The 25902-nt window shown below is 73.1% G+C and carries 22 protein-coding genes; 10 read left to right on the top strand and 12 right to left on the bottom strand.

The features are described 5' to 3' along the window. Positions 1 to 75: 75 nt before the first annotated feature. From FB462_RS11230 to aroA, 5 genes are all read right to left on the bottom strand, one after another. Positions 76 to 2766, bottom strand: coding sequence for a helix-turn-helix transcriptional regulator (locus FB462_RS11230; RefSeq protein WP_141861953.1), 2691 nt, complete (start codon positions 2764 to 2766; stop codon positions 76 to 78). Between the two features lie 471 nt (positions 2767 to 3237). After that, a complete protein-coding gene (locus FB462_RS11225; RefSeq protein ID WP_141861951.1) occupies positions 3238 to 4023 on the bottom strand; it encodes an inositol monophosphatase family protein in 786 nt (261 codons plus the stop codon). Between the two features lie 43 nt (positions 4024 to 4066). After that, positions 4067 to 5215, bottom strand: coding sequence for an ABC-2 transporter permease (locus FB462_RS11220; protein WP_141861949.1), 1149 nt, complete (start codon positions 5213 to 5215; stop codon positions 4067 to 4069). 31 nt (positions 5216 to 5246) lie between these two features. Then, the gene (gene rsgA, locus FB462_RS11215) at positions 5247 to 6290 is read right to left on the bottom strand and encodes a ribosome small subunit-dependent GTPase A (RefSeq protein WP_141861947.1); all 1044 of its coding nucleotides are present in this window, start codon (positions 6288 to 6290) and stop codon (positions 5247 to 5249) included. Between the two features lie 5 nt (positions 6291 to 6295). After that, complete coding sequence (gene aroA / locus FB462_RS11210) at positions 6296 to 7675, bottom strand: 3-phosphoshikimate 1-carboxyvinyltransferase (RefSeq protein WP_141861945.1); 1380 nt, start codon at positions 7673 to 7675, stop codon at positions 6296 to 6298. A gap of 186 nt (positions 7676 to 7861) precedes the next feature. On the opposite strand from aroA, the gene FB462_RS11205 reads away from it, so the two are divergent. From FB462_RS11205 to FB462_RS11195, 3 genes are read left to right on the top strand one after another with little or no spacing between them, the layout of a single operon-like run. Then, positions 7862 to 8629 (top strand): sigma-70 family RNA polymerase sigma factor, encoded by a 768-nt coding sequence (locus FB462_RS11205; RefSeq protein ID WP_114850145.1) that lies wholly within the window; start codon positions 7862 to 7864, stop codon positions 8627 to 8629. Beyond that, positions 8626 to 8868, top strand: a complete 243-nt coding sequence (locus FB462_RS11200; protein WP_058740684.1) for a zf-HC2 domain-containing protein — start codon at positions 8626 to 8628, stop codon at positions 8866 to 8868. The genes FB462_RS11205 and FB462_RS11200 overlap by 4 nt, the downstream gene beginning before the upstream one ends. Before the next feature lie 52 nt (positions 8869 to 8920). Beyond that, the gene (locus FB462_RS11195) at positions 8921 to 9361 is read left to right on the top strand and encodes a GNAT family N-acetyltransferase (protein WP_141861943.1); all 441 of its coding nucleotides are present in this window, start codon (positions 8921 to 8923) and stop codon (positions 9359 to 9361) included. A 76-nt stretch (positions 9362 to 9437) separates the two neighbouring features. Here the strand turns inward: FB462_RS11195 and FB462_RS11190 are convergent, their stop codons facing one another. Further along, positions 9438 to 13196: a multifunctional oxoglutarate decarboxylase/oxoglutarate dehydrogenase thiamine pyrophosphate-binding subunit/dihydrolipoyllysine-residue succinyltransferase subunit gene (locus FB462_RS11190; protein ID WP_188868847.1), complete on the bottom strand. Its 3759-nt coding sequence runs from the start codon at positions 13194 to 13196 to the stop codon at positions 9438 to 9440. Positions 13197 to 13407: 211 nt separating this feature from the next. Between FB462_RS11190 and guaB1 the strand changes: the two genes are divergently transcribed. Then, positions 13408 to 14847: a GMP reductase gene (gene guaB1 / locus FB462_RS11185; RefSeq protein WP_114850050.1), complete on the top strand. Its 1440-nt coding sequence runs from the start codon at positions 13408 to 13410 to the stop codon at positions 14845 to 14847. A 113-nt stretch (positions 14848 to 14960) separates the two neighbouring features. Here guaB1 and FB462_RS11180 read toward each other — a convergent pair whose 3' ends face one another. The 4 genes from FB462_RS11180 to FB462_RS11165 all read right to left on the bottom strand — a co-directional run bounded on the left by FB462_RS11180 (position 14961) and on the right by FB462_RS11165 (position 19319). Next, positions 14961 to 16070, bottom strand: a complete 1110-nt coding sequence (locus FB462_RS11180; RefSeq protein WP_229666814.1) for a hemolysin family protein — start codon at positions 16068 to 16070, stop codon at positions 14961 to 14963. Next, on the bottom strand, positions 16067 to 17452 hold the full coding sequence (locus FB462_RS11175; protein WP_114850049.1) for a hemolysin family protein: 1386 nt from the start codon (positions 17450 to 17452) through the stop codon (positions 16067 to 16069). Before FB462_RS11175 ends, FB462_RS11180 begins: the two co-directional genes overlap by 4 nt. A gap of 152 nt (positions 17453 to 17604) precedes the next feature. Continuing rightward, positions 17605 to 18687 carry an NADH:flavin oxidoreductase/NADH oxidase gene (locus FB462_RS11170; RefSeq protein ID WP_114850048.1) on the bottom strand — a complete coding sequence of 361 codons (1083 nt, stop codon included), beginning with the start codon at positions 18685 to 18687 and terminating at the stop codon, positions 17605 to 17607. Then, positions 18684 to 19319 carry an HAD family hydrolase gene (locus FB462_RS11165; RefSeq protein ID WP_141861941.1) on the bottom strand — a complete coding sequence of 212 codons (636 nt, stop codon included), beginning with the start codon at positions 19317 to 19319 and terminating at the stop codon, positions 18684 to 18686. The genes FB462_RS11170 and FB462_RS11165 overlap by 4 nt, the downstream gene beginning before the upstream one ends. A 24-nt stretch (positions 19320 to 19343) precedes the next feature. Here FB462_RS11165 and FB462_RS11160 point away from each other — a divergent pair, with 24 nt between their 5' ends. Together FB462_RS11160 and FB462_RS11155 are read left to right on the top strand one after the other, a co-directional pair. Beyond that, positions 19344 to 20189: an ADP-dependent NAD(P)H-hydrate dehydratase gene (locus FB462_RS11160; protein ID WP_141861940.1), complete on the top strand. Its 846-nt coding sequence runs from the start codon at positions 19344 to 19346 to the stop codon at positions 20187 to 20189. Between the two features lie 318 nt (positions 20190 to 20507). Next, positions 20508 to 21320, top strand: coding sequence for a glycoside hydrolase family 16 protein (locus FB462_RS11155; protein WP_141861938.1), 813 nt, complete (start codon positions 20508 to 20510; stop codon positions 21318 to 21320). Between the two features lie 41 nt (positions 21321 to 21361). On the opposite strand, the gene FB462_RS11150 is transcribed toward FB462_RS11155, so the two are convergent. Beyond that, positions 21362 to 22078: a YceI family protein gene (locus tag FB462_RS11150; RefSeq protein WP_114850044.1), complete on the bottom strand. Its 717-nt coding sequence runs from the start codon at positions 22076 to 22078 to the stop codon at positions 21362 to 21364. A 61-nt stretch (positions 22079 to 22139) separates the two neighbouring features. On the opposite strand from FB462_RS11150, the gene FB462_RS11145 reads away from it, so the two are divergent. Beyond that, positions 22140 to 23417, top strand: coding sequence for a glycosyltransferase 87 family protein (locus tag FB462_RS11145; RefSeq protein ID WP_141861936.1), 1278 nt, complete (start codon positions 22140 to 22142; stop codon positions 23415 to 23417). After that, a complete protein-coding gene (locus FB462_RS11140) occupies positions 23414 to 23722 on the top strand; it encodes a thiamine-binding protein (RefSeq protein WP_141861933.1) in 309 nt (102 codons plus the stop codon). Before FB462_RS11145 ends, FB462_RS11140 begins: the two co-directional genes overlap by 4 nt. 31 nt (positions 23723 to 23753) lie before the next feature. Here FB462_RS11140 and FB462_RS11135 read toward each other — a convergent pair whose 3' ends face one another. Then, positions 23754 to 23933, bottom strand: a complete 180-nt coding sequence (locus FB462_RS11135; RefSeq protein WP_141861931.1) for a hypothetical protein — start codon at positions 23931 to 23933, stop codon at positions 23754 to 23756. Positions 23934 to 23980: 47 nt separating this feature from the next. Here FB462_RS11135 and FB462_RS11130 point away from each other — a divergent pair, with 47 nt between their 5' ends. Next, positions 23981 to 24235: a hypothetical protein gene (locus tag FB462_RS11130; protein WP_141861929.1), complete on the top strand. Its 255-nt coding sequence runs from the start codon at positions 23981 to 23983 to the stop codon at positions 24233 to 24235. A 253-nt stretch (positions 24236 to 24488) separates the two neighbouring features. Next, a complete protein-coding gene (locus tag FB462_RS11125) occupies positions 24489 to 25754 on the top strand; it encodes an MFS transporter (RefSeq protein WP_114850039.1) in 1266 nt (421 codons plus the stop codon). The last annotated feature ends 148 nt before the right edge of the window (positions 25755 to 25902 follow it).

Below are 25902 nucleotides of genomic sequence, written 5' to 3'. Positions count from 1 at the left end.
CGGTACCAGCTGGTACCGGGCCTCCCGTCCGTCAGGGGGTCGCGTCCACGTCACCGCGGTGTCGGACGCGACCCGTCACGTGAGCAGCGCCACCAGGTGCGAGCGCGAGCGCGCGCCGACCTTGCGGTAGATCTGCGTGAGCCGCAGCTCGACCGTCCGCTGCGACATGAACAGCGACGAGGCGATCTCGCGGTTGCGGTACCCCTCCGTCACCTTCTGCACGACCGCGCGCTCCTCGGCCGTCAGCGACGTGAGCACCGCCGACGCGTCCGGCACGCTCCGCGGGGATCCCGGCACCTGCGCGCTCGGGACGGAGCGCACCGACGACGGGGCCGCGAAGGACGGCATCGCCGCACTCGCGACCGGCGTCACGAGCGGCCGCCGGAGCCCGGCTGCCTCGTACGACGCCGCCGCAGCGGCACCGAGCCGCGGACGCTCCGCCGCGGTGCCGACGCAGGCGAGCGCCGCGAACGTGCGGGCCCGCTCGTACTGCGAGTCGTGCGGCTGGAACAGCTCCAGCGCACGGCGCCGCGCGGCGTCGCGGGTCGTGTCGTCCGCGACGAGCGCCAGGCTCCTGGCGAGCACCAGGGCACCCCACCGCGACGGCCGGGCGTGGTGGTCCGCCGCGAGCCGTGCCGTCACGGTGCGTGCGTCGTCCGTCCGACCGGCCCGGACGTAGCCCTCGACGAGGTCGCCGAGGTGCCGGAGCATCGTCGGGTTCCGCATCGAGCGGCCCACGGCGTCCGCGGCCTCGAGGGCGACCACGGCCTCCTCGACCCGGCCGTCCAGCAGGAGCACCCGCCCACGGAGCGCGTGCAGCTTCGCCGTCGTGGCCCACAGCTGGTTCGTCGACCGCTGCGCGAGGCACCGGTCGAGCACCTCGAGGGCCTCGTGGGAGCGCCCCTCGGCGAAGTGCCGGTACGCGATCGCGAGCGCCCGGGAGGCCTCCGGCGGACGCCGGTCCGCACCGGCCGCGGCGTCCCAGACGTCGATCGCCCGGAGCGCCTGCCGGTAGTTGCCGGAACGCAGCTCGTTCTCGGCGGACAGGTAGCGGGCGGCCTCGGTCCAGACCGCCTGGGTCTCCTGGCTGCGGGCCATCGCCAGGGCGAACACCCGGCGGGCGCTGCGGTGGCGCTCGCCGAGGCTCAGGGCGTGCGCGACGAGGAGCAGCGCGGGGTCGGACAGTGCGAGCAGCTGCGACGTCGCGAGGCCGTCGTAGAGCTCGCTGTCCGGCGCGAGCGTGCCGTCGATCGCGTCGACGAGGTGCGACACCGCGGTGGCGATCTCCGCGGTGTGCGCGTCGACCGCCGGGCGGAGCGCCTCGACCCGGGCGAGCAGGTCGCGGGCCTGCTCGAGGTCCCAGGACTCGGCGCGGAAGCTCGCGACGGTCGCGAGGAGTCCTGCCGCCGCGGGCGCTTCGGGTGCGTCCGGGGCGACGGGCACGTGCAGCTCGTCCGCGTGCACGACCTCGCCGCGCAGGTACTGCACGGAGTACAGCAGCCGCAGGCGGCGGACCTCGTCGGCGGTCCGGCGGAACGGCCGGATCGCGGCCAGGTACCGTGCGGCGAGCCCGAGCATGCGGTTCGCGAGCATCGCCTCGGCGACGCCCAGGAGCGCCGCGCGCTCGTCCTCGCAGCCGGAGCCGACGTGCAGGGCGCGCTCGGCGAGGGCCACTGCGGCGTTCGGCACGCCGTCCGCCACGTAGCCCGCGGCCGCGGTCAGCAGACCGACCACGTCCGGGACGTCGTCGACGAAGCTGCGGTGCCAGGCCGCCGCACGGGGGTCGGACTCCGCGACCACGCCGGCGAGCTCGGTGTGCCCGGCGCGCCGCTGTCGAGCGGACATCCGCCACCAGAGCACCGATCGCACGAGCGGGTCGCGGACGGTGACGCTCTGGCCGCGCACCGCGACGAGCCCGGCGTCGGCCAGGTCGTCGACGGTGTCCCGGTCCCACGCCGCCGTGCGTGCGACGGGGGCGAGCGCGAGGCGGGCGAGGACGTCCAGATCGCGTCCTCCCTCGCTCTCGTGCTCGAGGGAACGGTCGGCGATCGCCTCGCCGGTCGCCGTCGGACGCAGGGGGAGCAGGAGCGGCTCGGTGCCGGTCCGCTGCTCCGGGCTGAGGGCGTCGACCTGCTCGCGGAGGGCGCCGGGGTTGCCCCCGGTCTCCTGGGCGAGCACGGCGAGGACGCCCTCGTTCGCGTCCGCGGGCGCCATCGAGCGCGCCGCGACCAGTGCTTCGTCGGCGGTCAGCGGTTCGAGCCGCAGCGTCGGCAGGGACGCGAGCGGCCCGTCCGACGGGACCGAGCGGACCGTGGCGACCAGGCGCAGGGCCGTGCCGGCCAGCCGACCGGCGAGGAACGCGATGAGCTCCTGGCTCTCCGCGTCCATCCGGTCGAGGTCGTCGATGAGGACGACCGTCGGCGGCAGGGTCAGCGTCTGCACGGCCTCGAGGAAGTCGTGCGCCGCAGCGAGTCCGCCCGAGCCGGAGCCCGGGGCGTCGGACTCCAGGAGCAGGGCGATGTGGGCCGACGCACGGGGGTCGTCGAGCGCGGTGAACAGGGAGGTCACGCCGGCGAGCGGCCAGCGGGACTCGGTCCCGTTGACACCGACGCGCACGACGGGGAGGGCGACGCGGTTCGCGACCGCGTCGAGGACGCTGCTGCGTCCGGAACCAGGGTCGCCGACGACGACCATCGCGCACTCACGAGGGAGTGCTGCGAGGGTCGCGATCCGGTCGACCTCGAGACGGCGACCGGTGAGTGCCATGACTCACCGGCCCCCGGGTGTCGCGGCGGCGAGGGTGCGCGCGCCGAATCGGACGGGAACGAGATGCGGACGACGAGTGAGGGTGCACTCGGTTCCGCGCAGGAACGATGAAGACATCGTCTGTACCACCCCTCGGGTTAGGGTTTCTGGACGAGAAACGACGGGTCCGACACCGCTTTCGGACCTAGGGAATCCGAGGCGTTCTCCGACCTGACGCTGCCGTCACAGTAACCCAGGTCCGGCACCACTTCGAGGGCCGCGGCGACGAGTTGTCCGATCGCGTTGTCCCCAGTCCGGGGGGTCGCCCGGCGGGGCGTCCAGCGCGGCGCACCGGGGGAGGCGTCGGCCTGGGGTACAGGCCGTGGTGGTGCGTCGGGACCGTTCCCTTCCGCTCCGGGCCGCGCCCTCGGACGTGCCCCGGTGGAGGGGTACGTCCGCGGTCGACGGGGTCAGTGCCGGATCAGCGCCGTCTCAGGCGCGGCGGACGACCTCGACGACGGCGTCGTGCACGAGCCCGTTCGTCGCGAGCGCACTGCCGTGCCAGGGGCCGGGGTCGCCGTCGAGCGAGGTGAAGCGCCCGCCGGCCTCCTCGACGATCGGCACGAGGGCGGCCATGTCCCACGGCTTGAGGTCGGGCTCGCCGGCGACGTCGAGCACGCCCTCGGCCACGAGCATGTACGACCACATGTCGCCGTACGCGCGGGTGCGCCACACGCTCCGGGAGAGCGCGACGAGGGCGTCGAGCCGGTCGTCGTCGTCCCACTGCTGGATGCTGTTGTAGCTGATGCTCGCGTCGGCGAGCTCCGCGACGCCGGAGACCCGGAGCGGGCCGTCGGTGGAGTGCGCGCCGAGCCCCTCGGCGGCCCACCAGCGTTTCCCGAGCGCGGGCGCGCTGACCACGCCGAGCACCGGACGGCCGTCGACGGCCAGGGAGATGAGGGTCGCCCACACCGGGACGCCCCGCAGGTAGTTCGCGGTGCCGTCGATCGGATCGACGACCCACTGCCGGTGTCCCTCGCTCGTGGCCTCGGCGCCGGTGTCCGCGGTGGTCTCCTCGCCGAGGAACGCGTCGTCCGGCCGCTCGGCGGCGAGCCGGTCCCGCAGGGCGCGCTCGACCGCCTGGTCGGCGTCGGTCACGTGCGTGCTGTCGGCTTTCTTCGACACGTGCAGGTCCGCGGCGCGGAAGCGCTCGAGGCTGATCGCGTCGGCGGTGTCGGCGAGGGAGCGGGCGAAGTCCAGGTCGGCGCTGAGGTCCACGGCGTCAGCGTACCGGCGGTCGGGTCGTGCAGGGCGGACCGCGCTACGCCGCGACGACCGACTCCTCTTCGTACTGCGAGACCGCGCGCTCCCGGGCGAGGCGGCTCCGACGCGCGGCGAGGCCGTGCACGACGACGCCCAGCAGCACCGCGACGGCGAGCCAGAGCGCCAGCACGAGCGCGGGGCGGCCGAGCGAGGACCCCGGGAAGTACACGAGGTCCTGGGCGGCCTGCAGCCACGCTGCGCCACTCCAGAACGTGTTCAGGGCCGCGAAGAACCCGGGCTGGAACGTCGGCTGGAAGATCCCGCCGGAGCTCGTGAAGTTGAGCATCACGAAGAGCATCGTGAGGATCGGCGTCGTCCACCGGCCGAGCAGCGGGTGCAGGCCGACCCCGAGGGCGATGACGATCGCGTCGTACAGCCAGGCGAAGAGGAACACCTGCCAGCGGTGGTCCGGCACGACGCCGTAGACCGGGCCGGCCACGATCGTGCCGATGCCGGCGACCACCGCGGCGGTCGCGGCACCCACCACGACGGTCCAGAACGCCCGGAGGCGCGTGGCGACCGCGGCCACGGCGATGGCCGAGGCGTACCCGCCGACGCTCAGGCCGACGAGCAGGAAGAACAGGCCCTGGCCGGTGGGGTCCTCCGGTCCGGTCGGGACGACGTCCTGCACCGTGAAGGGCAGGTGCTGCTCGTAGGCGATCGGCAGGAAGACCTTCTGGGCGGCGGACGCGGTCGTCTCGCTCGCGGCGGACGAGACGTACAGCGTCGCCGCGTCCGTCGTCGGCGCGTACACGGCGGCGAGCTCGCGGTCCCGGACCTGCTGTTCGGCGGCAGCGGGCGAGGCCACGACGTGGGCGACGAGCTTGCCGTCGGAGCCGTCCGTGACGGTCTGGGCGAAGACCTGCGCCGCGGCGCCCTGACCGACGACACCGACCGGGAGCTCGTGCGGCGTCGGTGCGTGGAAGGCACCGAGGTAGGCGAGGGTCATGCCGACCGCGAGGAAGAGGGGCACGAGGATGTGCGACCCGAAGCCGCGCAGCGTCCGCCCGAGGTGCTCGGGGCGCAGGACAGACGGACCGGACGGGCGGCGCGGGGGACGCGGCGCGGCGTGGTCGGCGTGGTGGTGCGACGGACGAGGCTCGGGGTTCGGGGTGACCACCAAGTTGTACTTTGCAACTTCTGACACGAGGGACGACTGTACACCCGTGCCGCCCGGGTCAGTCCGCGCCGGGGTCGTCCGCGCCCATGCCGGTCAGGAGTGCCCGGAACGAGTCGAGGCGCTCGACACCGGTCGGCCCGAGCTCGCCGTCCTGCACCCGGTCGACGATCTCCCAGTCGTGCGCCTGGTCGAGCGGGATGCCGTCGGCGGGCTCGCGGACCGGGACGGCGTGCGACGCGAAGGCCCGGAAGACGTTCGCGGGCTCGACGTGCCCCAGGCCGAACGACCGGACGCCGGGGGTGTCGATGATCCAACCGCCGTCGCGCACGCGCAGGGCGATCGACGACGACGAGGTGTGCCGCCCACGGCCGGTGACCGCGTTCACGACGCCCGTCGCGCGGGTGGACCCCGTGATCGCGTTGACGAGCGTCGACTTGCCGACGCCCGAGTGCCCGACGGTGACCGTCACGCGCCCGTCCAGGACCTCGTGCAGGGCCTCGAACGGCACGTCGTCCGAGCGGCTCGTGACGATCCGCAGGTCCAGGCAGGCGAAGTGCGCGAGGAACGGTGCCGGGTCGGCGAGGTCGGTCTTGGTGACGCAGAGCACCGGGTCGAGGCCGGCGTCGAACGCGGCCACGAGGTACCGGTCGATCAGCCGGGGCCGGGGCTCCGGGTCGGCCGCCGCCACGACGACGAGCATCTGGTCGGCGTTCGCGACGATGACGCGCTCGACCTCGTCGGTGTCGTCGGCGCTCCGGCGGAGCAGCGTCGTGCGCTCGTCGACCTTGACGATGCGGGCGAGGGACCCCGGCTCGCCGGACACGTCTCCCACGAGCGAGACGCGGTCGCCGGTCACGACGGACTTCTTGCCGAGCTCGCGGGCCTTCGTCGCGGTGATCACGGCGTCGTCGACGAGCACGCCGAAGCGGCCGCGGTCGACGTTCGTGACCCAGCCGCGGGTCGCGTCGTCGTACGTCGGCCGGGTCTTCGTGCGCGGCCGGTTGCCCTTCGGGTTCGGCCGGATCCGGACCTTCGACTCGTACTGCCCGTACGGCTCGTCGTCGTCCGTGTCGTCGCCGTCGACGTCGTCCCACCAGCTCATGCCCGTCACGCCCCGTCGCGGTCGGCGGAGGCGGCGGAGGCGCCGGTCGCCACGAGGGCCGCCCAGAGCTCGGGGAACTGGGGCAGCGTCTTCGCGGTGCAGCCGATGTCGTCGACGGCGACGCCGTCGACGACGAGTCCCACGATCGCCCCGGCGGTGGCCATCCGGTGGTCGTCGTACGCGGCCCACGGGCCGCCGTGGAGCCGCGCCGGCGCGATCCGCAGGCCGTCGTCGAGTTCCTGCACCGTGCCTCCCGACCGGTTCACGTCCCCCGCGAGCGCGGCGAGCCGGTCCGTCTCGTGCCCGCGCAGGTGACCGATCCCGGTGATCTCGCTCGGTGCGTCCGCCAGCGCGGCCAGCGCGACGAGCGCGGGGGCGAGCTCGCCACCGCGGGTCAGGTCCAGGTCCACCCCCGGCAAGGAGGCGCCGCCCAGGACCCCGACGCCGCCGTCGACGAGCAGATCGTCGCCGTCGCGCGTCACGGTCGCGCCCCAGCGCGGCAGCAGCGTCTCGAGGTCGGCACCGACCTGCGTCGTCGCGGTGGGCCACGTGCGGATCCGCACCGTGCCGCCGGCCACGAGGGCGGCGACGGCGAACGGCGCGGCGTTCGACAGGTCGGGCTCGATCGTGACGTCGCGCGCGGCGATCGGGCCGGGGTGCACGACCCACTCGCCGACGGCCGGTTGGTCGACGCGGACGCCGCGGGCGCGGAGCGCGGCGACGGTCATGTCGATGTGCGGCAGGCTCGGGAGTCGGTCGCCGACGTGCGTGAGGTGCAGGCCCTCCTCGAAGCGCGGCGCGGAGAGGAGCAGGCCGGAGACGAACTGCGAGGACGCGCTCGCGTCGATGGTGAGCGCCCCGCCCCGGACCGAGCCGGTCCCGGTGAACGTGAAGGGCATCGCGCCGTCGCCGTCGTCGGTGACGTCCACGCCGAGGTCGACGAGCGCGCGGATGATCGCCCCCATCGGCCGCTTCCGGGCGTAGGGGTCGCCGTCGATCGTGACCGACCCGGCGGCGAGGGCGGCGAGCGGCGGCAGGAAGCGCATCACGGTGCCGGCGAGCCCGCAGTCGACCCGGACGCCGCCGCGCATCGGGGCCGGGGTGATCCGGAGGTCGGGGCCGTACGGGTTCGCGTCGGTGCCGGGCGCCGGCTCGAGTTCCTCGATGCCGACGCCGAGCTGCCGGAGCCCCGCGACCATGAGTGCGGAGTCGCGGGAGTGCAGGGGGAGCCGGATGGTCGACGGGCCGTCCGCGAGGGCGGCGAGCACGAGCTCCCGGTTCGTCAGGGACTTCGAGCCGGGGAGCGCGACGTCCCCGTGCAGGGGCCCGCGTGCGCGCGGGGCGATCCACGGATCGGGCTGCTGGGAATGCGTCGTGTCGGCCATCGGTTCACCAGGGTACTGAACGCACCGGGAGGACCATTGGCGACAGCAACACTGGCGCGACCGTCGACACGGTTGCGGGACACGGTCACGACGCTCGACGACGCGGTCGTGCCCGGCTCGCGCGGGGCGGCGGGCACGCTCGTGGCCGCCGGGCAGGTCGGGACCGTCCGCCTAGACTGGGACGCGATGACCACCGACGAGCCGCAGGCAGCACCGCACGACCTGGTCGAGGAGACCGAGGAGCAGCTCGACGCGGTCTCCGAAGCGGCCGAGGAACTGGCCGAGCCCGCCGACGAGAAGACCGTGTCGGAGTCCGAGCTGCGGTCGCTGTTCGAGACCCAGGCGCTGCCCTTCATGGACCAGCTCTACGGTGCCGCGATGCGGATGACTCGCAACCCCGCCGATGCCTCGGACCTGGTGCAGGAGACCTTCGTCAAGGCGTACGCCGCGTTCCGGCAGTTCCGCCAGGGTACGAACCTGAAGGCCTGGCTGTACCGGATCCTGACGAACACGTTCATCAACACGTACCGCAAGAACCAGCGGAACCCGTACCAGGGCACCATCGACGAGCTCGAGGACTGGCAGCTCGGCGGCGCGGAGAGCGTCACCCAGTCGGTGTCCGCCCGCTCCGCCGAGGCCGACGCGATCGACCACCTGCCGTCCTCCGCCGTGAAGGACGCGCTGCAGTCGATCCCCGAGGACTTCCGGATGGCCGTGTACTTCGCTGACGTCGAGGGCTTCTCCTACCAGGAGATCGCCGACATCATGAAGACCCCCGTGGGGACGGTCATGAGCCGTCTCCACCGTGGCCGCCGGCTCCTCCGCGGGCTCCTGGCGGACCACGCACGCGAGACCGGCATCGTCCCGGACGCAGCGTCGACGGCGACGATGCGCGGACGCGGCCGGAAGACACCGGCGACCACTGGTCGCTCCGACGGGAAGGACGCACGATGAGCGGCTGCGACTGCTCGAAGGCGAAGGCCGAGCTCGAGGAGTTCCTGCACGACGAGCTCTGCCGCGAGGACGCCGCGGACATCCGCGAGCACATGGAGTCCTGCGAGGACTGCACGAGCGAGCACCGCGTCGGCGTCGTCCTCATGGAGACCGTCAAGCGCGCCTGCAAGGAGACGGCTCCCGACCAGCTCCGGACCGAGATCCTCGCGCGCATCCGGGTGGAGCAGGCGAGCCACTGAGCGTCGCGGCGGCGTGTCGTCACACGTCGCCGGTGCTCGGTAGGGTCGGCCCATGACCCTCACCGCCGAGTCGATCACCACCTGGTCCGACGCGGACGTCGCCGACGTCACCGCCCTCGTCCGCCTGCTCGGGCACGTCGTCGACGAGCCCGAGATGCGCGCGCGGCTCGAGCGGCTCACGCCCGCAGCGGGGCACCGCACGTGGCTCGTCCGCGGCGACGACGGCCGCGCGGTCGCGGTGGCGGGTGCGCAGGTCACGTGGTCCTACGCGAGCGACGAGCCGACGGCGCAGCTCCTGCTGCTGGTGGTCGACCCCGCGGCCAGGAGGCACGGCACGGGTTCCGCGCTCATCGACACCTTCGAGACGTGGGCGCGTGAGCAGGGCGCACGGCGCCTGAGCGCCGTGTCCGCGGCGGCGACGGACAGTGCGCACCGCTTCTACCAGAAGCGCGGGTACCACGAGGCCGGGGTTCGGTACACGAAGCTTCGGTAGCCCCGAGGCCGAGACGAGCACGGCCCGCCCCGGAGGTCCGGGGCGGGCCGTGCTCGCTTCGTGGTGTGGTGCGGTGTCAGTGCTGCGCCGAGCCGAGGGCCCGGCGGATCACGTCCGAGGCCTCCTGCGCGGAGCGCTTCGACGAACCGGTCGCCGGGGCGGCGCTGGCCGGACGAGCCGCGACCGAGAGCGGCCGACCGTCGAGGTGCGGCGAGAGCCCCATGCAGACGAACGGCCAGGCACCCTGGTTCTCGGGCTCCTCCTGGGCCCACACGACCTCGGCGTCCGGGTAGCCCGCGAGGACCGCGAGCAGGTCGTCGAGGGGGAGCGGCGCGAGCTGCTCGAGCCGGACCAGGGCGACATCGGAACGGCCCTGCTTCTCGAGCTCGGCGCGCAGGTCGTGGTGGACCTTGCCGGAGTGCAGCACGACGCGGCGCACGGCACCCTTGTCGGCCACACGGTCGTCGTCCAGGACCGCGTGGAACGTGCCGCTCGTGAACGCCTCGACCGGACTCGTCGCCTGGCGGAGCCGGAGCATCGCCTTCGGCGTGAACACGACGAGCGGCTTCTGCGGGCGCTCCCACGCCTGACGACGGAGCAGGTGGAACCACGACGCCGGCGTCGACGGACGCGCGACGATCATGTTCTCCTCGGCGCAGAGCTGCAGGTACCGCTCGATACGTGCCGAGGAGTGGTCCGGCCCCTGGCCCTCGTAGCCGTGCGGCAGCAGCAGGACGAGGCCGGAGCGCTGCCCCCACTTCTGCTCGGCCGACGAGATGAACTCGTCGATCACGGTCTGGGCGCCGTTGGCGAAGTCGCCGAACTGGGCCTCCCAGAGCACGAGCGCCTCGGGACGCTCGACCGAGTACCCGTACTCGAACGCCATCGCCGCGTACTCGCTGAGCAGCGAGTCGTAGATCATGAAGCGCGCCTGGTCCTCGCTGACGTTCGCGAGCGGCAGCCACTCCTGGCCGTTCGACCGGTCGTGGAAGACCGCCTGGCGCTGGACGAACGTGCCGCGGCGGGCGTCCTGGCCGACGAGTCGGACGGGCTTGCCCTCGACGAGGACGGACCCGATCGCCATGAGCTCGGCCATCGCCCAGTCGATGCCGCCGGAGCGGGTCATCTCGGTGCGCTTGGTGAGGAGCTGCTGGAGCTTCGGGTGCACCTGGAACCCGGCGGGCGGATTGCTGTGCGCGTCGCCGATCGCCCGGACGAGGTCCTCCGAGATCGCGGTCTCGTGCACGTCCACCTCGGAGTCGTCGCGCTGTGCGGTCGGCCGCTCGAGGCCGTCCACCGCACCGGCGTCGTCGCCCGTGACCACCGGCATCGTGCCGGTCTGCGCCTCGTGCGTCTCGGCGAAGGCGCGCTCCAGGCGGTCCTGGAAGTCGCGGTGCGCCTCGTCGTACTCCTGCTGGGTGATGTCGCCGCGGCCGACGAGCGCCTCGGTGTACAGCGTGCGGACGGAGCGCTTCGCCTCGATGAGGTTGTACATCATCGGCTGCGTCATCGAGGGGTCGTCGCCCTCGTTGTGGCCGCGGCGGCGGTAGCAGACCAGGTCGATCACGACGTCGCGGTGGAACTCCTCGCGGTAGGCGAAGGCCAGCTCCGCGACGCGGGCCACGGCCTCGGGGTCGTCGCCGTTCACGTGGAAGATCGGCGCCTGGATCGTCTTCGCGACGTCGGTCGAGTAGACCGACGTGCGGGCGGACTCCGGCGGGGTGGTGAACCCGACCTGGTTGTTGATCACCAGGTGGACGGTGCCGCCGGTGCGGTAGCCGCGGAGCTGCGACATCTGCAGCGTCTCGACCACGACGCCCTGGCCGGCCATGGCCGCGTCGCCGTGCACGAGCACCGGCAGCACGCCGAAGGTACCCGGGGGCGTGCGGTCCTGCTTCGCGCGGACGATGCCCTCGAGCACGCCGTCGACGGCCTCGAGGTGCGACGGGTTCGCCGCGATCGTCACGGGGATCGACGAGCCGTCCGACGCGCGGAACACGCCCTCGGTGCCGACGTGGTACTTCACGTCGCCGGAGCCCTGCCCGGAGACGGCGCCGGGCAGCGACGAGCCCTCGAACTCCCGGAAGATCTGACCGTAGGTCTTGCCGGCGATGTTCGTCAGCACGTTCAGGCGGCCGCGGTGGGCCATGCCGATCGCGACCTCGGACAGGCCGGAGGTGGCGGCGTGCTGGATGAGCGTGTCGAGGAAGGCGATGGTGGACTCGCCCCCCTCGAGCGAGAAGCGCTTCTGGCCGACGTACTTCGTCTGCAGGAAGGTCTCGAAGGCCTCGGCCTCGTTGAGCTTGCCGAGGACGCGGAGCTGCTCGTCCTTCGACGGCTTCGAGTACGGGACCTCGATGTGGGCCTGCACCCAGCGGCGCTGCTCCGGGTCCTGGATGTGCATGTACTCGATGCCGACCGTGCGGCAGTAGGCGTCGCGGAGGATCCCGAGCACGTCGCGGAGCGGCGCGTTCGTGGTGCCGGCGAGACCGCCCGTGACGAACTCGCGGTCGAGGTCCCAGAACGTCAGCCCGTGGTTCTCGATCTCGAGGTCCGGGTGCGTGCGCTGCCGGTACTCGAGCGGGTCGATGTCCGCCATCAGGTGCCCGCGGACGCGGTAGCTGTTGATGAGCTCCTGCACGCGCGAGGTCTTGTTGACCCGGTGCGCCAGGTCGACGTTGATGTCGTTCGCCCACTGGATCGGCTTGTAGGGGATCCGGAGCGCGGCGAAGATGCCCTCGTAGAAGCCGTGCTCGCCGATGAGCCGCTCGTGCACCTTCTTCAGGTACTCGCCCGACCCGGCGCCCTGGATGACGCGGTGGTCGTAGGTGCTCGTCAGCGTGATGGTCTTGCCGACGCCGAGCTCGACGAGCGTCTTCGTCGCGGAGCCCTGGAACTGCGCCGGGTACTCGAGCGCGCCGGCGCCGATGATCGATCCCTGGCCCTTCGTGAGGCGGGGGACCGAGTGGACCGTGCCGATGCCGCCCGGGTTCGTCAGCGAGATCGTCGTGCCCTGGAAGTCGGCCGGGGTGAGCTTGTTGTCACGCGCGCGCTTGACGAGGTCCTCGTAGGCGGAGAGGAACTGGCCGAACGTCAGCGTCTCGGCGCGCTTGATGCTCGGGACGAGGAGCGAGCGCGTGCCGTCCTTCTTCGGGACGTCGATCGCGATGCCCAGGCCGACGTGCGCGGGCTCGACGACGAAGGGCTTGCCGTCGCGCTCCTCGTAGAAGACGTTCTGACTCGGGAAGTCCTTCAGTGCCTGGACCATCGCCCAGCCGATCAGGTGCGTGAAGGAGATCTTGCCGCCGCGCGCCCGGCGCAGGTGGTTGTTGATCACGATCCGGTTGTCGATCATGAGCTTCGCCGGGATCGTCCGCACGCTCGTGGCGGTCGGGACGGTGAGCGAGGCGTCCATGTTCGACGCGAGGGTCTTCGCCATGCCGCGGAGCGGGGTGGCGACGTCCTCGTGGGTCTCGTCGTGGTCGTCGGCGGCGTCGTTCGCCTCGGCCGGGATCGGCTGCGGCGACGGCTGCTTCGACGTGGTCTTCGCCTGGATCGGGCCGCCTGGCTGCTGCGCCGCAGCCGCGGGCTGCGCGGCGGACCGGGGCTGCGCGGCCGTCTCGGGCTGCGGGACCGCCTGCTGCTGCGCAGGTGCCGGGGAGTTCCCGCCGGCTGCGGCGCCCTGCGACCGGTGGTAGCTCTCGAGGACGGGCCACCAGGACTTGTCCACCGACTCCTTGTCGGCGACGAACTGCTCGTACAGCTCGTCGACGAGCCATTCGTTCGCCCCGAATTCGCCCGCGGTCTCGTCCGTACCCGTCAGATGGCTCGACACAGCCGATCGCCCACTCTCCGTCGATAGATGCTCGTGTGTGTCGTGCGGGGCAACCCTGCTCCGCACTGCCCGCCAGCCTAGCCGTTCCGTCATGACCGTCCGGTGCGAGGCGGGGGTGGGTCGCGCCTCCCGGCACCCCGCGCGTGTCGGGGCCGCGGACGCCCGTCGGACCGGGGATCCCGCGCCCCTGCGGAGCCGTACAGTGGACTCCATGAGGTTCTACGAGACGCGGCCGACCCACGACCTGACCTACTCCGACGTCTTCCTCGTCCCGAGCCGTTCCGGCGTGACGAGCCGCTTCGACGTGGACCTCTCGACGAACGACGGCACGGGCGCGACCATCCCGATCGTCAGCGCGAACATGAACTCGGTGACCGGCCCCCGGCTGGCCGCCACGCTCGCCCGGCGCGGTGGGCTCGGGGTGCTGCCGCAGGACATGCACCTGCAGGACCTCGACGCCGCGATCCGGTGGGTCAAGGACCAGCCGGTCGACTTCGACACCCCCTACGACCTCGGTGCCGACACGACCGTGGCCGAGGCCCTCGAGCAGCTCCTGCCGGTCGCGGGCCGCGGGGTCGTCGTGCGGGACGCGTCGGGGGAGTACCTCGGCTGCGTGCCCGCCGGTCGTCTCGGCACCGCGGGGCCGGACGCCACGCTCGGCGACCTGCTGCACGGGGCCTCCACCGCGATCGACGCCGACGACGCCGGTTCGCCCCGCCACGTGTACGACGTGCTGTCCGCCGCCGAGGTCGACTTCGCCCCGGTCGTCCGGCACGGCCGAGTCGTCGGCACGACCAGCCGGACGAGCGCGATCCGCTCCGACATCTACACGCCCGCGGTGGACGGCGACGGCCGTCTCCGGGTCGCCGCCGCGGTCGGCATCAACGGCGACGTCGCCGCCAAGGCGAAGGCCCTCGCGGCCGCCGGCGTCGACGTGCTCGTCCTCGACACCGCGCACGGACACCAGGAGGGCATGCTCCGCGCGCTCCGGACGGTCTCCTCGCTCGGCCTCGGCCTGCCGATCGTCGCCGGCAACGTCGTCACCGCGGACGCCGTGGCCCACCTCGTCGACGCCGGCGCGAGCATCATCAAGGTCGGCGTCGGACCCGGCGCGATGTGCACCACGCGCATGATGACCGCCGTCGGCCGACCGCAGTTCTCCGCCGTGCTCGAGACCGCCGCGGCCGCGCGCTCGCTCGGCGCGCACGTCTGGGCCGACGGCGGCGTCCGCTACCCGCGGGACGTGGCACTGGCGCTGGCCGCCGGGGCCTCGGCCGTCATGATCGGCTCGTGGTTCGCCGGCACGCTCGAGGCACCGGGCGTGCTGCGCCGCGACGCCGCGGGCAAGGCGTACAAGGAGAGCTGGGGCATGGCGTCGGCGAAGGCCGTGCGGGAGCGCTTCGAGCGGCTCGACCCGTACGAGCGCGCACGCAAGGCACTCTTCGCCGAGGGCATCTCGTCGTCGACGATCTACCTCGACCCCGAGCGCCCGAGCGTCGAGGACCTGCTCGACATGATCACCACGGGCATCCGCAGCTCGGCGACGTACGCGGGGGCGTCGTCCCTCGCCGAGTTCTCCGAGCGGGCCCTGGTCGGGATCCAGTCCGCTGCGGGCTACGAGGAGGGCAAGCCCCTGCCCGTCAGCTGGTAGCGCCGGGTCGCGCGACGCGACCCCACACGGACGGGAGGCACGGTGCCAGCTGGCACCGTGCCTCCCGTCCGTTCGTGGCTCGGACCGACCGACGTCTAGTCAGTGCCGTCGGGTCAGCGACGTCGGGTGGCGTCCTGGACCTCGCCGACCAGCTCCTCGAGGATGTCCTCGAGGAACAGCACGCCGAGCGTCCGCCCGTCCGCGTCGAACGCGCGCGCCACGTGCCGCCCGGCGGCCCGCATGGTCGCGAGGGCGTCCTCGAGGTCCATCTCCGTGTACAGCGAGATGAGCTGCCGGATGCGCTTCGGCGGCACCGGGTCGTCGAACTCGTCCGGGCGCAGGTCGATGACGTCCTTGACGTGCACGTAGCCCGTCGGGTCGCCGTCGTCGCCGACGAGCACGTAGCGGGAGAAGCCGCGCTGCGCCACGGAGCGCTCGACGTCAGCCGGGGTGGCGTCGTCGGGGAGCGTGACGAGTTCGGACATCGGCACCGCGACGTCCTTGACCTTCTTCTCGGTGAACTCGAACGCCATCGCGAGCTTGCCGTCGTCGGTGAGCGTGCCCTCGCGGCGGGACTGCTCCACGATGGTCTGGACCTCTTCCACCGTGAAGGCGCTCACGGCCTCGTCCTTCGGCTCGACCTTGAACAGGCGCAGCACGCCGTTCGCGACCTCGTTCAGGCCGACGACGACCCAGTGCAGGGCGTGCCCGATGTACCAGAGCGTCGGGACGAGCACGAGGGCGGCGCGGTCGGGCATCGAGAACGAGATGTTCTTCGGCACCATCTCACCGAACACCACGTGCAGGAACGAGACGAGCAGGAGCGTGAACACGAACGCGACGATGCCGATCACCTCGACGCTCCACCCGGTCAAGCCGAGCGGGACCTCGAGCAGGTGGTGGATCGCGGGCTCGGACACGTTGAGGATGAGCAACGAGCAGACCGTGATGCCGAGCTGGGTGGTGGCGAGCATGCGGGTCGCGTGCTCCATCGCCCAGAGGGTCATCTGCGCGGCCTTCGAGCCGGCCTCGGCGCGTGGTTCGATCTGCGACCGCCGCGCGGAGATGACGGCGAACTCGGCGGCGACGAAGTAGGCGTTGCCGAGCAGCAGCACGACGAGCCAGAAGATGCCCCACCAGTCGGAACTGCTCGAGGCGGACTCGCCGGCGGCCAGGACGACCCCGCTCGACACCGCGTCGCTCAACGGGGCTGCGGCGCTCATCGGGCGCCCTCCTTCGTGGCCGGGATGATGATGCCGGTGGCGGGGCGCTGCGTGGTCGCGGTGCTGCCGGTCGGCGTCGGGTCGGGGTGGATCGGGGTCCAGCGGATGCGGTCGATGCGGCGGCCGTCCAGGCGTTCGACGCGGAAGACGCCGTCCTCGATCGCGACCTCGTCACCGACGACCGGCAGGCGGCCGAGCGTCGACATGAGGAACCCGCCGACGGTCTCGTACGGACCGTCCTCGGGGACGCGCACGCCGGCGCGGTCCTCGAGCTCGTCCGGCCGGAGGAGCCCCGGGAAGGTCAGCCACCCGCGGGAGCGGACGACGTCGATGCGGGCGCGGTCGTGCTCGTCGGACACCTCGCCGACGATCTCCTCGACGAGGTCCTCGAGCGTGACGACCCCGGCGGTGCCGCCGTACTCGTCGACGACGATCACCATCTGGTAACCGCGGCTCCGGACCTCGGCGAGCAGGGTGTCGCCGGGCATGGTCTCCGGGACGCGCTCGGCCTCGGTCATGAGTGCGCCGACGGGCACCTCGGCGCGCTTCTCGCGCGGCACGGCGACGGCCTGCTTGACGTGCACGAGCCCGACGACGTCGTCCGCGTCCTCCTCGATGACGGGGAAGCGGCTGAAGCCGGTGCGACGGGCCAGGGCGATGACGTCCTCGGCGGACTCCGACACCCGGATCGTGGACAGGCGGGGGCGCGGGGTCATCACGTCGCTCGCGCTGAGCTCGGAGAACGCGATGGTCCGCTGCAGGAGCGTCGCGGTGTCCTGTTCGAGCGAGCCCTCGGACGCGGACCGGCGGAGGAGCGAGCTGAGTTCCTCGGCGCTCCGCGCACCCGACAGCTCCTCCTGCGGTTCGATGCCCATCGACCGGAGCACGGCGTTCGCGGTGCCGTTGAGCACGGCGACCGCGGGCTTGAACACGGTCGTGAACGCGACCTGCAGGGGCACGACGAGCTTCGCGGTCTGCAACGGCAGGGCGAGGGCGAAGTTCTTCGGGACGAGCTCGCCGAGGATCATCGACAGCAGGGTCGCGATCACCAGGGCGACGATCGACCCGACGGTCTCGACGATCGCCTCGGGCAGGTCGAGTGCGAGGAACGGCGCCTCGAGCAGGGTCGCGATCGAGGGCTCGAGCAGGTAGCCGGTCAGCAGGGTGGTCAGCGTGATGCCGAGCTGCGCGCTCGACAGGTGCGTCGAGGTGACCTTGAGCGCGCCGATGACCGGCCCGAGGCCCGACTCGCCGCGGTCCCGACGTGCCTCGACCTCGGCGCGGTCGAGGTTCACGAGGGCGAACTCGGACGCGACGAACACACCCGTGCCGAGCGTCAGCAGGATGCCGCCGATCAGCATGACGACGTCGATCGGGCTCATTCTTCACCTCCCGCAGGGCGCGAGGGAGTGCTGCTCACCGAGTGAGCGGCGGATGAGTGAGGCGAGGAAGCGTTCGGAGGATCGTCCACAGTGAGGGTCATCGTACTGCGTCGGGGCATCGGAAGCCGAGAGGACGTACAGGTCAGGGTGGCCTACGCCGTCACCCGGGCGCGGTGGTACTGCTGCGGTTCGTAGTCGACGTGCACGCCGAGCTCGACCGCAGCGCGGAGCGGGAAGGCCGGGTCGCGGAGGAACTCGCGCCCGACCATGACCACGTCGGCCTGTCCGGTCGCGACGACCTGCTCGGCCTGGAACGCGTCGGAGATCATGCCGACCGCGATCGTCCGGACGCCCGCGTCACGCTTCAGTGCTGCCGCGAACGGCACCTGGTAGCCGGGGCCGACCGGGATCGGGGCACTCGCGACGTTGCCGCCGGTCGACACGTCGGCCAGGTCGGCACCGTGCTCGGCCGCCCAGCGCGCGACCTGCGTGGTCTCGTCCAGGGTCAGTCCGCCGTCGACCCAGTCGGTGGCCGAGAAGCGGACGACGACGGGGAAGCCTGCGCCGACCTCGGCGCGCACCGCGTCGAGCACCTCGAGGAGCGCACGGGCCCGGTTCTCGAGCGACCCGCCGTAGGCGTCCGTGCGGTGGTTCGACAGCGGCGAGAGGAACTGGTGGAGCAGGTAGCCGTGCGCGGCGTGCAGCTCGACGAGGTCGAAGCCCGCGTCGACGGCCCGACGGGCGGCGGCCGCGAAGGCGAGCGCGACGACCCGGATGTCCTCGGGCTCGAGCTCGCGCGGCGCGGCGTACCCGCCGAAGGCCACGGCCGACGGGGCCACGGTGCTCCACCCGCCCTGGTCGACCGGCACTGAGCCGTGCGTGTCCTCCCACGGGCGGAACGTCGACGCCTTGCGCCCGGCGTGCGCGAGCTGGATGCCGGCCGCGGCGCCCTGGTCGTGCAGGAAGTCGACGATCGGGCGGAACGCGTCCCGCTGCTCGTCGTTCCACAGCCCGAGGTCCTGCGGGCTGATCCGACCCTCGGGGACGACCCCCGTCGCCTCGACCACGACCGCGCCGGCACCGCCCTTGGCGAACCCGCCGAGGTGCACGAGGTGCCACGGGGTCGGGACGCCGTCCTGCCGCTCGACCGAGTACTGGCACATCGGGGAGACCCAGATGCGGTTGCGGACGGTCAGGTCACGGACGGTGATCGGGTCGAACAGGGCGTGGGTCACGCGGGGGCTCCTTCGGCGGACGCCGCCAGGTCCTGCAGGAAGGCCCGCAGCCCGGCCGGCGACGTGTAGTGGTGGCCGACCGCCCCGATCGCGTCCGCGCCGGCGGCGTTCTCGGCCCTGTTGTCGACGAACACCATCTGCTCCGGCGTGATTCCCAGCCGGTCGCACGTCGTGCGGTAGACGGACGCGTCGGGCTTCAGGACGTGCTCCTCGGCGCTGACGACGACGGTCTCGAAGAGCGACCCCATCGGCGACCGGCGGTAGGGGTCGCCGAAGTCGAAGCCGGCGTTCGACAGGAGCGCGAGCCGGGTGCCGGCGTCGTGCAGCTCCTCGACGATCGCGAGGGTCTCCGGCTCGACCGCGAACCACCCGGTGAAGTCGATCGCCCAGAAGCCGTGCACCTCGGTGACGCTCCAGGTCCGGCCCGTCCGGGTGCCGATCGCGCGCCAGTACTCCAGCACGGACAGGTCGCCGCGGTCCAGGTCGTGCCGGAGCTCCTGGTAGACGGGCAGCAGCTCGTCCGCGGGCACCCCGGTGGCCTGCACGAGGGCGTCCCACGCGCCGTGCGGCGTCCTGCTGATCACCTCGCCGTAGTCGAAGACCACCACGCGACCGGGCAGGAACAGGCTCATGCGCCCCACCGTAACGTGGGGACGATGAACGACTTCGTGCCCGTCACCCCGTCCGACGCCGCCGCCTGGACCACCGCGCCGACCGGCGAGTCGACGAAGTACCGCCGCGGGGTGCTCGGCGTCGCGACGGGGTCGGCGGCCTACCCTGGCGCCGCGGTGCTCGGCGTCGACGCAGCCGTGCACACGGGGGTCGGCATGGTCCGGTACGTCGGCCCCGACCGGGCGACCGACCACGTCCTGTCCCGCCGACCCGAAGCCGTCGCCGGCGTCGGACGCGTGCAGGCGTGGCTCGTCGGCTCCGGGATCTCGGCGGCCTCGCTCGACGACCTCGACGACACGACCGCCGAGGCGTTCCGGCGCGCCTCGGACGACGGCGTCCCGGTCGTCGTCGACGCCGGGGCGATCCCGCTCGTCGACCTCGGGCCGCTCGCGGTGCTCACCCCGCACGCGGGTGAACTCGCGAAGCTGCTGCGCGTCGACCGTGACGAGGTCGAGGGGGACCCGCGCGGTTCGGCCCTCCGCGCCGCGGAGCGGACCGGGAGCGTCGTCCTGCTGAAGGGTGCGGACACGCACGTCGTCACGCCGGACGGGTCGGTGCGCCTGGTCGCCTCGTCCGCCACGCCGTGGCTCGCGGCGGCCGGCGCCGGGGACGTCCTCGGCGGCGTGCTCGGCGCCCTCGTCGCGACCCGCGCCGGCAGCGCGGCCGTCGGACCGGAGGAGCTCGCGCACCTCGCCGCGGCCGCCGCGGTCGTGCACGGCACGGCCGCGCGCCGCGCCTCGGGGGGCGGACCGTTCCCGATGACCGCGCTCGTCGCGGCCCTCCCCGGCGTCGTCCGCGACCTCGTGACCACCGGCGACGCGACCGCCTGAGCGAGCGGACCCACCGGTCCGCGCAGCGGCCGTCCGCCGGACGTGTGGACCACCGGACGGGAGGCACGTCCCGCGTCCGGTGGCGCGCCTCCCGTCCGGTGTGCACCGGCACCGAGACCGGGCCGCGCCGACGTCCGTCCAGCGGACCGTGCCGACGGCCGCTGCGCGGGTTGCCGCACGTACGTCGGGAAGCCGCAGCGATCCCGCCACCGGGTCGCGGGGACGTCGAGGTGACCGTCCGGTCGGCGTAGACACGTCGCGAGGGACGTGCGCCGGACCACCCGACCCGGCGGCCGCCCCGGAAAGCGATGCTCCACCATGTCCCGAACCCGATCGACGAAGATCCTCCGAGCGGCGATCGTCCTGACCGCCGCGGCCCTCGCGGCGCTCACCGTGTCCGCGGTGTCGAGCGCCGACGCGCGGCCGCAGCCGCACCCCGACGGCACCGCCGTCGTCAGCGGTGCCACACCGACGGCCTCGGCGACACCCGCCGCGCCGCCCACCGGTGACGGCCCACCCACGTTCGCCGAGGACTTCGACACCCCGGCGGCGGCCGGCGGCGCGTTCGCGACGACGTACGCGGGGTCGTGGCAGCCGTACCCGGACGGCATGGGCGGCAAGTACTGGTCCGGACCGACCGTCAGCGCGCACGACGGGTACATGGACGTGGCGATGGACGGGAAGCGCGGTGCCGCGGGGACGTTCGGCACCCCGGACGGGGCGTGGGCGCACACCGGCGGGGTGTTCAGCGTCCGGGCGCGGGCGATCGGCGGCGACGGCAACGGTGCCGCGTTCATGCTCTGGCCGACGTCGGACCGGTGGTCCGACGGCGAGGTCGACTTCCCGGAGGGGAACTTCGCCGGACCCGTCGGCGCGTTCGTGCACTCGACGGTCCCCGGGCAGGAACGGCGGGCGGCCGGACTGCACACCGACGCGTCCTGGCGGGACTGGCACACGTACACGACCGTGTGGGAGCCCGGCCGGACCGTGCGGTTCTACGTGGACGCGCAGCTCGTCTTCGAGGCGCACGACCACGTGCCGACGACCCCGCACCGGTACATGTTCCAGATCGGGGACTGGGGTGCGCCGGGGCACCTCGAGATCGACTGGGTGCGGACCTGGACCGACTGAGGGCGGTCAGCGGGTCGGGCTGGTGTCGGCCCCGTCCGCGGTCAGCGGGCGGGGCTCGCGTGCACCAGGAACTCGACGGCGCCACGTGGCTCGACCCGGACGAACCCCAGGTCGGGCGCCTGCACGCCGTAGTCCGCGAACGTCACGGGCACGCTGCCGGACACCTGCACGCCGTCGCCGTCCAGGCCGATCTGCAGCGTCGCCGTGACCGAGCGGGTCACCCCGTGCAGCGTCAGCTCGCCGGGGGCGTCGACGGTCGTGGTGGCGGAACCGCTCGGGACGGCGTCCGCGATCGGCTCCCCGAGGGTGAAGGTCGCGGTGGGGAAGGCCGCGACGTCGAGGGCGGAGTCGCGGAAGTACGAGTCGCGCTGCGCGGAGTCCGTCGCGATGTCGGCGACACGGACCGTGACGGTCGCTGCCGTGATCGCGGTCCCGGCGACCGTCGCCTCGCCGCTGACGCTGTCGGTCCGGCCGGTGACCGTGACGTCCGAGCCGTTCAGCACCTCGTGCACGCGGTAGCCGGCCTCGGAGTCCCCGCCGACGGTCCAGCGGCCCGCCAGGTCCGCGGGGTCCAGGGTCGACGGCGCGCGGCTCGCGGCGACGGTGGGGGTCGCCGAGGCCTTCGCGTCCTCTCGCGAGGAGTACGCCCTGGTGGCCGCGACGACACCGACGGCGAGGACCGAGACGACCACCACCACCAGGACGACCCAGGCGACGGGGTTGCGGGTCGGACGTCGGCGGGGTGGGACTGCGGTCACGGCGCCACCGTGGCACGTCCCGCTCAGGGGAGCCTGGACGACGCCCCGCTACGCTCGACCGGTGCAGGTACGGTTCCGGTGGGTCGAGGCGGCCCTGTTCGTCGCGGCGTTCGTGCTCGTGCACGCGTTCCTGTGGTGGGCGAACACGTCCCTGCCGAACCTGCCGCTCGGGGACGTCACCCGCACGTACCGCGAGTGGATCGAGGCGGGCCACCGGGACCACTACTGGGTCGGTGTCGACTCGGACTGGGTCTACCCGGTGTTCGCGATCGTGCCCATGGCCGCCGCCGCGCTCGGCGGCGCCGCGTCGATCGGCACCGGGTGGCTGCTGCTCATGACCGTGCTCGACGCCGCCGCGGTCGCCGTCCTCTGGCGGTTCCGCGCGCTCGGGGTGCGGGTGGTCTGGTGGTGGCTGCTGTTCCTGCTGGCGCTCGGCCCGATCGCTCTCGGCCGCATCGACGCGGTCGCGACGGCCCTCGCCCTGGTCGGGGTGGCCTTCGTCGCGACCCGACCCGCCGTCGCTTCGGCGGTGTTCACCGTCGCCGCGTGGACCAAGGTCTGGCCGGCCGCGCTCGTCGGGGTCCTGCTGCTGCGCCGAGGGCACCGGCGGGGCGTCTTCACCGGGGCGCTGGTCGTGACGGCGCTGATCGTCCTGGTCGACGTGCTGTACGGGGGAGCGGCGCACCTGCTTTCCTTCGTCTCGCAGCAGAGCGGCCGGGCGCTGCAGATCGAGGCTCCGCTCGCGACGCCGTTCATGTGGGCGGCGGCGGCCGGCGTCCCCGGGGCCGCGGTCTACTACGACACCGGGATCCTGACCTTCGAGGTGTCCGGGGCCGGGACGCACGCGGCCGCTGCGCTCTCCACGCCACTGATGGCCGTCACCGTGCTCGCCGGGATCGTCCTCGCGCTGGTCGCGGTCCGGCGCGGTGCCCGCCGTGCCGAGGTCGCCCCGCTGCTGGCGCTCGTGCTCGTCGCCGCGCTCATCGCGACGAACAAGGTCGGCTCCCCGCAGTACGTCGGCTGGTTCGCGGTCCCCGTCGTGTGGGGACTCGTCGCCGGGCGTGCCAGTGCCCGGCGGTTCGTGCCGGTCGCGGTCGCCCTGCTCGTGACGGCCGTGCTCACCCAGGTCTTCTACCCGACGTTCTACGACCAGGTGCTCCTGGTGCGTCCCTGGGTGCTCGTGGTGCTGACGATCCGGAACCTGCTCGAGGTCGGGGTGCTCGTCTGGGGGCTCGTCCTGCTGGCTCGCTCGCCGTCCGGACGGTCCGCGCGGACCCGGGAGCTCCCGTCCGACGGTGGCGTGCCCGTCGAGGTCGAGCGGGGCAGGATGGACGCATGATCGTCGCGTTCTCCGTCGCCCCGTCCGGTGGTCCCGCAGCGTCCTCGGACGGCTCCGTGCACGACGCGGTCGCCGCCGCGGTGCGGATCGTCCGCGAGTCCGGGCTGCCGAACCGCACCTCGTCGATGTTCACCGAGATCGAGGGGGAGTGGGACGAGGTGATGGACGTCGTCAAGCGGGCGACCGAGGCCGTCGCCGCCCACGGCACCCGGGTGTCGCTCGTGCTGAAGGCCGACATCCGGCCGGGCCACACCGGCGAGATCGACGGCAAGCTCGAACGGCTCGAAGCAGCGCTCGGCGACTGAGACGGGGGGGCGTCCGGCTGCTGGTCGGCCGCTACGGGTACATCCGCCCCGTGTTCTGGTCGCGCTCTGCCTGCCGGAGCGCCTCGGCGATCTCCGGATCGGAGCCGTCGAAGGCCCGCGACCGCGAGCCGAAGTCGGTCACGTGGTGCATCCACAGCCAGAGTCCGAACAGCGCGACGAGCACAACCACGGTCCCGATCCACCACCACATGACCGTCACGCTACCGCCGCGGCCGACACGCCGCCACGGTCCCCGGGATGTCGGTGGCCGGGTGTCTCATGGTGTCGTCGAGCCGCACCCGCGGCCGGACCGACGACCACGAGGAGCGCGTGATGACCCACGACGGCTGGTGCCCTGACTGCGACCTGCAGACGGTCGTGGTCGACGCGGACGAGCAGGGCGAGAACGGCTGGGCGACGTGCGTCGAGTGCGGCGCGGGCTGGGTGCACCGGGACGAGGTGCCCGAGCCGGCGCCGTCGGCCGCAGCCCACGTGGAGCGCCGCGCGGCCTGAGGGCTGTTCCGCAGACGACCTCCCGCTGGTCGCTCGGGCGTCTGGTCGAATCGATTCGGTCCGCCGCTTCCGCTGACCCGTTGGAGCGTTCTACACTGCTGGGACGGGCTGCATCGCAGGCCCGTCCCGTTCGCCGCCGAACCCGCACCGGCCCCGACCACCGTCGGACGGTCCTCGGTCGGCGCCGCGCTGCGCCGGACCGGGACCCCAGATCGCGGCGGGCCTCCCACCCCACGTCACGAGAACAGGTCGCATGACGCTCACCACCCCGACGAGCCGCGCGCTCGCCCTCATCGCCCTCGCCATGGGCGGCTTCGCGATCGGTTCGACCGAGTTCGTCGCGATGGGGCTGCTGCCGAACATCGCCGAGGCGCTGCTGCCGCAGCAGTACGCCGTCTCGCCGGACGCCGGGGTCGCGCACGCCGGGTGGCTCGTCAGCGCCTACGCCCTCGGGGTCGTCGTCGGTGCCCCGACGATCGCGGCGATCTCCGCGACCTTCCCGCGCAAGGGCCTGATCCTCGTCCTGCTCGTGGGCTTCGTCGTCGCGACGGTCGCGAGCGCGGTCCTGCCGAGCTTCGGCCTGGTCCTCGTGGCACGCTTCGTCGCGGGTCTGCCGCACGGCGCGTACTTCGGCATCGCCTCCATCGTGGCCGGCGACATCATGGGACCCGGCAAGCGGGGCAAGGGCATCGCGATGGTCATGCTCGGCCTGTCCATCGCGAACGTCGTCGGTGTGCCCGCGATCACATGGGTCGGGCAGAACGCCGGTTGGCGGACCGCGTACGGGGTCGTGTCGGTCCTGTTCGCGCTGACGTTCCTGGCGGTCGCCGCCTTCGTCCCGCGCAGCCCCCGCGACGAGCACGCGACCATCGGCCGCGAGCTGCGGGCGTTCCGCTCCCCGCAGGTGTGGATCGTCATGGGCCTCGGCGCCGTCGGGTTCGGTGGGTTCTTCGCCGTGTACTCGTACATCTCGCCGCTCGTCCAGAACGTCACGGGGCTGCCCGAGTCGGCGGTGCCGCTCGTCCTGGTGGTCGTCGGGCTCGGCATGGTCGTCGGTGGCGTCCTCGGCGGGCACCTGGCGGACCGGAGCGTCAAGCGGACCATCTACGTCGGCATGCTCGCACTCGTCGGTGCCCTGCTCGTCACGGTCTTCACGGCGCAGTGGACGTGGGGCGTGTTCCTCGGTGCGTTCCTGCTCGGCGCGACCTCGTCGGCGATACCCCCGGCGGTGCAGTCGCGACTCATGGACGTGGCCGGCGACGCCCGCACGATCGCGGCGGCGCTCAACCACTCCGCGTTCAACATCGGCAACTCGCTCGGTGCGGCCCTCGGCGGCGCGGTGATCGCGGCCGGCTTCGGGTTCCTCGCGCCGGCGTGGCTCGGCATCGTCCTCGCCCTGCTCGGCCTGGTCGTCACCGCGGTGAGCTACGGCGTCGAGCGGCGGACCGTCCGGCGTGCGGGGCTGCGCACGACGTCCCCGTCGACGGGTCCGATCACCGCGCCGGTCCCGACCGTCTGAGTCGTTCCGTCCGTCCGGCGCGCGCGGCTGCCCGGCGGTCCTGGCCGTCCGATGAGTGAGCAGAAGCCGTCGGGTCCGTCGGACGGAACCAACGGCTTCTGCTCACTCGACAGCGCCCAGGTGTCGACAGCGCACGGGTGTCCACAGC

The sequence above is a fragment of the Curtobacterium citreum genome (genome assembly GCF_006715175.1).
Classification (GTDB): Bacteria; Actinomycetota; Actinomycetes; order Actinomycetales; family Microbacteriaceae; genus Curtobacterium; species Curtobacterium citreum.
Note: the sequence above shows the minus strand (reverse complement) of the source record. Positions and strands in the feature narration are given on the sequence as shown.